Here is a 6004-nt window from a genome sequence, read left to right on the forward strand (position 1 = left end):
TATCAACGATGGACAACGCCCACAACGCCGTCGCATCACGCCTTGCGCCACTGAGTCCTGGGATCGCCGGATCCACGTGCATTTTGGTGCCGAAAGAAATTGCCTTGATTGCCACGTTGCCCCCTATCCAATCCGCGCGAGAAGTTGCTCGATTACGTCAGTGGCTTCGCGCTGACGCAGCACCCTTGCCTCTCGCTGTTCCGGCTCGTCGCTTTCGCCCAGTTCAAACTTGGCCACCGCGACCGGACCGTCCTTGCGATAACCCTCGGTCTCGCCCACCTGCGCAAAGCGAGCACGCAACAGGTCCAGCGCGTTTTTCACCACATCACGGTGCTTGCCTTCAAGCGCCTCGCGAAACGCCTGCGCCACCGCGCTGACACCTTCGGGGGCATGCTCCAGGCAATAGATCAGGTCATGCGCATCCTTGCGCTCGAAACGCTGGTCGAACGCAAACGCCTTCAGGCAGGTGAAGCTGATCAGGTTGGCATGCTTGATCTTTTCGACAGCGATCCCGTCGCCGCCCAGCAGCTCTGCCTCGATCTCGGTGACCTCGTGCAGGTCGAACACGATTGACGAGTGCGGGATGTTGATGGCCGAGATCGTCCCGTCGGTCGGCAACGTTTGCACTCGGCCTCCAGCGATCTCCGGCGCATCCGCCAGAAACTCCAGCACCATGAGCGCTCCATGCTCGGTGCGGGCCTGCCAACGCCAGGAAAGCTTTTGCTGCTTGTCGTTCTCGGCACGCTCGAAGCCCATCTTCTTCAGGTTCTCTTCGAGCGTGTGATAAGCGTCCGTGTTGGCCAGGATCTGCAGATCGATCACGATGTCGACGTCCATCGTGCCTGCGTGTGCCGGCACGACAGGAGGCCGCGCCTTCACCAGATAACGTGGTGTGAGTCCGCCAACCAGGTAGACCGAGTCCTTCCACGGCCCCAACCCGCGCAGAAGCGTTACGAGGACGCGTTCGCAATCACTGGTGTACTGATTGCTGTAGCCATCGAACGTTGCGGGCTTGGCCATCAGAAACCCATCCTTTCCCGCCGCAGGTGCTCGGCCATCTCCTTGGCGCGACCTTCACCCCGCAACAGGTCGAGGTAGACCTGCACGGGGCTCGCCAGCCATACGCCATCAACCTGCTCGCGGAACAGTAGTTCTCCCGTAGATTTCGTATCGATGATGGCGAGGTTCGCGCCCTCGGTGACGGCACGCGCATCCAGTTCTGCCAACGCGGCGTCGGCGCCCGCTCCCGGCAACAGCCGAGTGCGCACCTGCGAGATGCCAGACAGAAACGGGGCATAGCGCTGCGCGGCGGCCTCGTAGCTCACCGCGTAGATTGCCTGATGCGCGTCGAAGACTTCGCCCAGATGCTGAAGCAAGGCATCAGACTTCAGACCGGGCACGTAATAGCGCCGCAACACCGGCGCGGTTGATCCAGCGAGCTGCCTGGTCCAGGCGTCCAGCAGCTCGCCAGGTTCCCGCAGATGGCGCTCCTTGCCTGGCCCCTGCCCGCGAGACTCGAGCCAATCGAACCGCTCCAGTTCGCTCAGTACATCAGAAGCGGTGGACGGCGCCACCTGGGCCCGCTCGGCCACCTCGGTGACGCCGAACCAGTCTTGATGGTGAACCAGAAGCGCGAGCAGCACTTGCGCGCGGCGCCCTGAGAACAATGAGCGCACCGATTTCTCAAGGGTCTTCGGTGGCGGTTTGTCGATGTACACGTAGGCCCCAGGGGCCGGGAGAAACAAGCTGCCGCCACTGTCGTAGTAGCCAACGCGCTCGGACTTGAGCAGATCCTTCGCGCCCGGCGAAAGGGACTCGGCAACCAGCAGATGCTGGACGTCGGACGGGTATGCCTGACGCAACGCCTTGAACTGCCACAGCACCTGGCGCACATCCCGAGGATACGCAGTCTTCTTCGCCTCGACCAACAGGACGATGGTCTTGCCGGCGACGCTCAGATGGATCTCGGCATCGACCCGGTAAGGAGCCGTCAAGGCCGGTTCCAGCACCTCCAGCTCGGCGCGCACATCCGGCAGCTCCCGGAGTGCTTCCAGGAACCGCTCGATCAGAGCATGTTCGGTGGCGGTCGATTCGATCATGAGGAGACTTATTCCCTGTTCAGCGAATAATACCATTGCGTCGAATATTCGACAGCGAGGCAATTTTCGCTGTTCAGCGAATCGGCCACTTCTGCTCTCAATTCGCCGTCGCCACCCTAGTCGAAGGGGAAGAAGGTCACGACGACAGCTACCGTCTCTGAGCCGGGGACCGGAAGACCCGGTCCTTCGCCATGAACGCCTCCAACATGTGCGGGATCAGCGCCACCGCATCGACCGCCTCGCCATAGGTCTGCGCGTGCAGCGCGGCGTAGCGGTCGAGGTCGGCTTTCAAGCTGGTCGAGCAGGTGAAGGTCAGCTTCACGCTGGCATAGGACGGCAGCGGCCCGAGCCGCAACTTTCTGGCCGTGCTCATCGGGCACCTCCGCGCTGAAAGAACAAGGGCTGGTAGGGCCGGAGTGACAAATCTCTGGCCACAACCACCCGCACCGGCAACCCCGGCCGTGCCGTCAGCGTCGGCTGGATGTTCATGTTGCGCCGGGTCATCTCCTGCCCGACTTGGTTCACGCTGTCCTGCAGCCCATCGCGCCCGGCAATGATGATGCGGTTGCCGTCCTGACGGTTCTCCGGCGCGGCCAGCTCGGCGCCCACGCCCAGCAGCGTGGTCAATGCCGCGCCGGCGAGGATGCGCCCCCAGTGACGATCCACGTCATCCTCCAGCCCAGCGTAGCCGGCGGGGTCGGTGCCCACCAGATTGTCCAGCGTCAGCGATGAGGTATCGGGCAGGATGATCCGGTTCCACACCATCTGCACGCGGCTTTGCCCATAGCTGACCTGGCTGTTGTACTTGCCCAGGATGCGCGAACCCTGCGGGATCAGCAGGAACTTGCCAGTGGCCGTGTCATAGACCGGTTCCGTCACCGTGGCGATCACGTCGCCCGGCAGGTCCGATTTGATGCCTGTCACCAGCGCCGCCGCGATCACCGTCCCCGCCATGACCTGGTACGGCGAGGCCGGCATCTGGAGATTTCCGGAATTGCGTGTTTCCGTAGAGCCGGCTTTCTGGAACGCCTCTTTCTGGTCTTGCCGGTTCTGTGCGGTGGTCGGGTCGGCGGGCTGTGCGGCCGTCGAGGCCGGCCCGGCGGCCAGCGGGTCGAAGCCGGCCAGACCGGATGCAAGTGCGCCGGATGCAGCCGCCCGTGTCTGCGCTGCCGGTGCGGCTGTGGCCGTGCGCTGACTGCCCGACCGAAAGAACACCGACGAACCCGCTGCCGCTTCGGCTTCCTTGCGCCGCGCATCCTCGGGATCATGCCCCGGCGGCGCGTAGCTCGGCGTCACCGGTTGCTGTGACTTCACGATGGCCGGCCCCAGATCGCCCGGCAGCGGCGGCCCCAGCTGGGGCACCTTCGCCGGAAGCTTGGAGTAGTCGGCGGGAAGCTGATCCAGCCCTTCCGACTTCGAGACGCGGTCCACGTTGTACAGCTCGGTCTGCTCGCCAGCGCCACGCCGATCCGGCTGCAACGACCAGATCGTCGCGCCCAGCACAGCGAGCGACAGGCCACCAGCGAGCGCCACCAGCGTGCGGCGGTTCAGGCGCGTGACGGGGCGCGGCTGCGCACGCAGCGCCACCGCCTCGGGGGCGACCTTGCCCGCCGACGGCGCGGCCAGGTCGGGAGTGTCGTTCTGGCTCATGCTCAGTTCCTCCGCGCAGCGCCCGCAACCCCGTCATTGCGCTCGATGCGCACCACATCGCCCCTGTCGCCGCCCAGGCGTAGCTCGGCCGCGCCGAACAGCCGGTCCACGACGTAGTACGGAGAGCGGAAGCGGTAGTTCACGAGCTGCCCATCCCCTTGCGCGCCGATCACGAACAGCGGCGGCAGCTCGCCCTGGGCAATCCCCGCCGGGAACTGGATGTAGACCTTCTCGCCATCGTCGAAGGCGCGCAGTGGCTTCCAGGGTGGATGGCTGCCGCTAACCACGTAGCGGAACCGCAGCTTCTCCAGCGACAGGCCCGACTCCACTGGTGCTGCGGCGCTGGCGGCCTGCGCCTGCCGCTGCAAGGCCAGCATCTTGTCTTTCGGGTACTCCCACGACACCGACGCCATCCAGGCCTTCTCGGTCGAGGTCAGCTCCAACAGATAAGTCCGGCGGCTGGTGGTGACGACCAGATTGGTCTTCAGGCCCGAGCGGATCGGCTTGACCATCACGTTCACCCGCAGGTCCGCACCGGAACCGCTGGCGGTATCGCCGACGATCCAGCGCACCGTATCGCCGGCGGCCACCGTCACCAGTTCCTCGCCCGCCTGCAGCGAAATCACCGTCACGCGCCCCGGCGCCGCATAGACCTGGTACAGCGCGCCATCGGTGAAGGGCCAGACCTGGATCGCGTTGACATAGCCATCGCGCGTGGGCGCGATGCGCGCCTCGGCGTTGGCGCGTGAGACGCGCACTGTTTCATCCTTCGGCTCGGCAGCAGGCTTCGCCTCGCCCATCTCGGACAACGGCTTCATCTGCGCCGGCATCGGCAGCACCTGGTGCACGGTCACGACTTCGACCGGCTTGGGCGGCTCGGGCAGCGGCTGGGCCTTCACGGGTTCATCGAGCGAAATCGCCGGCGGTGGCTTTCTCTGCGAGGCGCAGCCAGCAACCAGGGCGGCCAGCAGAGTCACCGACAGTACGCAGATACGGCTTTGCGTTTTCATGGCTTCTTCACTCCTTCGGAGGTTTCGAGTTCCCGGCTCCACGAGAGGCCGTTGACGTAGATGCCCAATGGGTTCTTGCGTAGCCGCTCCTCGCTGCGCGGTGCCTGCAGCACGATGGACAGCACGGCCGTCCAGCGCTCCAGGCCTGCGGCCTCGCCGTTCACATAGCGCCGCTCGGTCCAGCGCACCTGGAAGGACGCGTCGCTGGCCCGCACCACGCTATTGACCTGCACAGCCACCGACTGCTGCCCGATGCGCGAGAACGGATCCGCCGCGCGCGCGTAGTCGTTGAGCGTCGCCGCGCCCTTGTCCGTGGTGTAGTCGTAGGCCTCGAGCCAGTTCTGGCGCACCACGATGGGATCGATCGAGAGCGAACGCACGTCCGTGAGGAAGCGCGCCAGGTGGAAGGCGATCTGTGCGTCACTCGGCTTGTAGGGTGTGGCCGCCTCGCCCACGGCGCGCACCTGCCCGGCCTGGTCCACCTCGATGACGTAGGGCGTCACGATGGACTGCGCCGAACGCCAGACCAGACCGCCCGCCATCAGCACGGCCAGCGATAGGCAGCCAAAGGCCATGTACCGCCAATTCTTCGCCTGCACGCGGGCCGAACCGATGCGCAGGTCCCAGGCCTGCCCGGCGGCCTGGTACGGAGTGACTGGCTCGGGCGTGTCCGAGTACCGCACCTGGGGTCGTTTGAATCGCATGGATGCCTCTCTTTCAGGAATTCGAGCTGTCGCGCAGGCTCGGGCTGGCGCCGCTGCCGCCGTGGTCGCCCGAACGCAACGTGTGGATCGCCGTCGTGGCCGCATGGCTCGCCTGCTGCCTGCGGCGCATGCGCCGGGCCCATGCAGGCTCGGCAGACGGAGAACTGGATTCGCCAGCGTCAACGCCCGAAGCCGCAGTTGCAGGCGCAGCGGCCTCGGAGACGAAGTCCGCGACGCGGTCCTTCACGGCCTTGGCGCCGGACGCGACCCGCTGGCCCACAGCACTTGCCCCCGTCTTGGCGACATTGGCCATGCCCGCGCCAGCCGCGCGAAGTCCGTTGGCGCCTGACGCGACAGCACCGGCCTGGTAGGCCGACTTCGCGCTGCCAGCCACGGCCTGAGCGGTCCGCGCCGCAGAGGCGCCGCCACCGATGGCCGAGCGCGCTGCGCCGGGCGCCATGCGTGCACCCGCAGCGACCGCGGACCCCGCGCCCGCCACGGCTGCCCCACCGGCGACGGCCAGACCCGCGGCGCCCAGCGC

6 protein-coding genes and 1 pseudogene are annotated in these 6004 nt (G+C 66.1%); all 7 read right to left on the reverse strand.

The features are described from left to right. Nucleotides 1–123: 123 nt before the first annotated feature. Nucleotides 124–1020, reverse strand: a complete 897-nt coding sequence (locus DTW89_RS10820; protein ID WP_114655955.1) for an antitoxin — start codon at nt 1018–1020, stop codon at nt 124–126. Beyond that, the gene (locus DTW89_RS10825; protein ID WP_201740991.1) at nt 1020–2099 is read right to left on the reverse strand and encodes a helix-turn-helix domain-containing protein; all 1080 of its coding nucleotides are present in this window, start codon (nt 2097–2099) and stop codon (nt 1020–1022) included. Before DTW89_RS10825 ends, DTW89_RS10820 begins: the two co-directional genes overlap by 1 nt. A gap of 148 nt (nt 2100–2247) precedes the next feature. Beyond that, a complete protein-coding gene (locus DTW89_RS10830) occupies nt 2248–2472 on the reverse strand; it encodes a DUF2274 domain-containing protein (RefSeq protein WP_114655957.1) in 225 nt (74 codons plus the stop codon). Further along, the gene (locus tag DTW89_RS10835) at nt 2469–3749 is read right to left on the reverse strand and encodes a TrbI/VirB10 family protein (RefSeq protein ID WP_114655958.1); all 1281 of its coding nucleotides are present in this window, start codon (nt 3747–3749) and stop codon (nt 2469–2471) included. The genes DTW89_RS10830 and DTW89_RS10835 overlap by 4 nt, the downstream gene beginning before the upstream one ends. Nucleotides 3750–3751: 2 nt before the next feature. Next, a complete protein-coding gene (trbG, locus tag DTW89_RS10840) occupies nt 3752–4759 on the reverse strand; it encodes a P-type conjugative transfer protein TrbG (protein ID WP_114655959.1) in 1008 nt (335 codons plus the stop codon). Further along, nucleotides 4756–5463: a conjugal transfer protein TrbF gene (gene trbF, locus DTW89_RS10845; RefSeq protein ID WP_114655960.1), complete on the reverse strand. Its 708-nt coding sequence runs from the start codon at nt 5461–5463 to the stop codon at nt 4756–4758. Before trbF ends, trbG begins: the two co-directional genes overlap by 4 nt. Before the next feature lie 13 nt (nt 5464–5476). Continuing rightward, nucleotides 5477–6004, reverse strand: a pseudogene (locus tag DTW89_RS19750) (P-type conjugative transfer protein TrbL); the annotation flags it as partial.

This window comes from Acidovorax sp. BoFeN1 (genome assembly GCF_003345135.1).
Lineage (GTDB): Bacteria > Pseudomonadota > Gammaproteobacteria > Burkholderiales > Burkholderiaceae_C > Acidovorax > Acidovorax defluvii.

What these genes read in the sequence shown, in the direction of transcription:
- trbF (WP_114655960.1), bottom strand. Translation starts at nt 5,463, where the DNA reads ATGCGATTCAAACGACCCCAGGTGCGGTACTCGGACACGCCCGAGCCA.
- DTW89_RS10835 (WP_114655958.1), bottom strand. Translation starts at nt 3,749, where the DNA reads ATGAGCCAGAACGACACTCCCGACCTGGCCGCGCCGTCGGCGGGCAAG.
- DTW89_RS10825 (WP_201740991.1), bottom strand. Translation starts at nt 2,099, where the DNA reads ATGATCGAATCGACCGCCACCGAACATGCTCTGATCGAGCGGTTCCTG.
- DTW89_RS10820 (WP_114655955.1), bottom strand. Translation starts at nt 1,020, where the DNA reads ATGGCCAAGCCCGCAACGTTCGATGGCTACAGCAATCAGTACACCAGT.
- trbG (WP_114655959.1), bottom strand. Translation starts at nt 4,759, where the DNA reads ATGAAAACGCAAAGCCGTATCTGCGTACTGTCGGTGACTCTGCTGGCC.
- DTW89_RS10830 (WP_114655957.1), bottom strand. Translation starts at nt 2,472, where the DNA reads ATGAGCACGGCCAGAAAGTTGCGGCTCGGGCCGCTGCCGTCCTATGCC.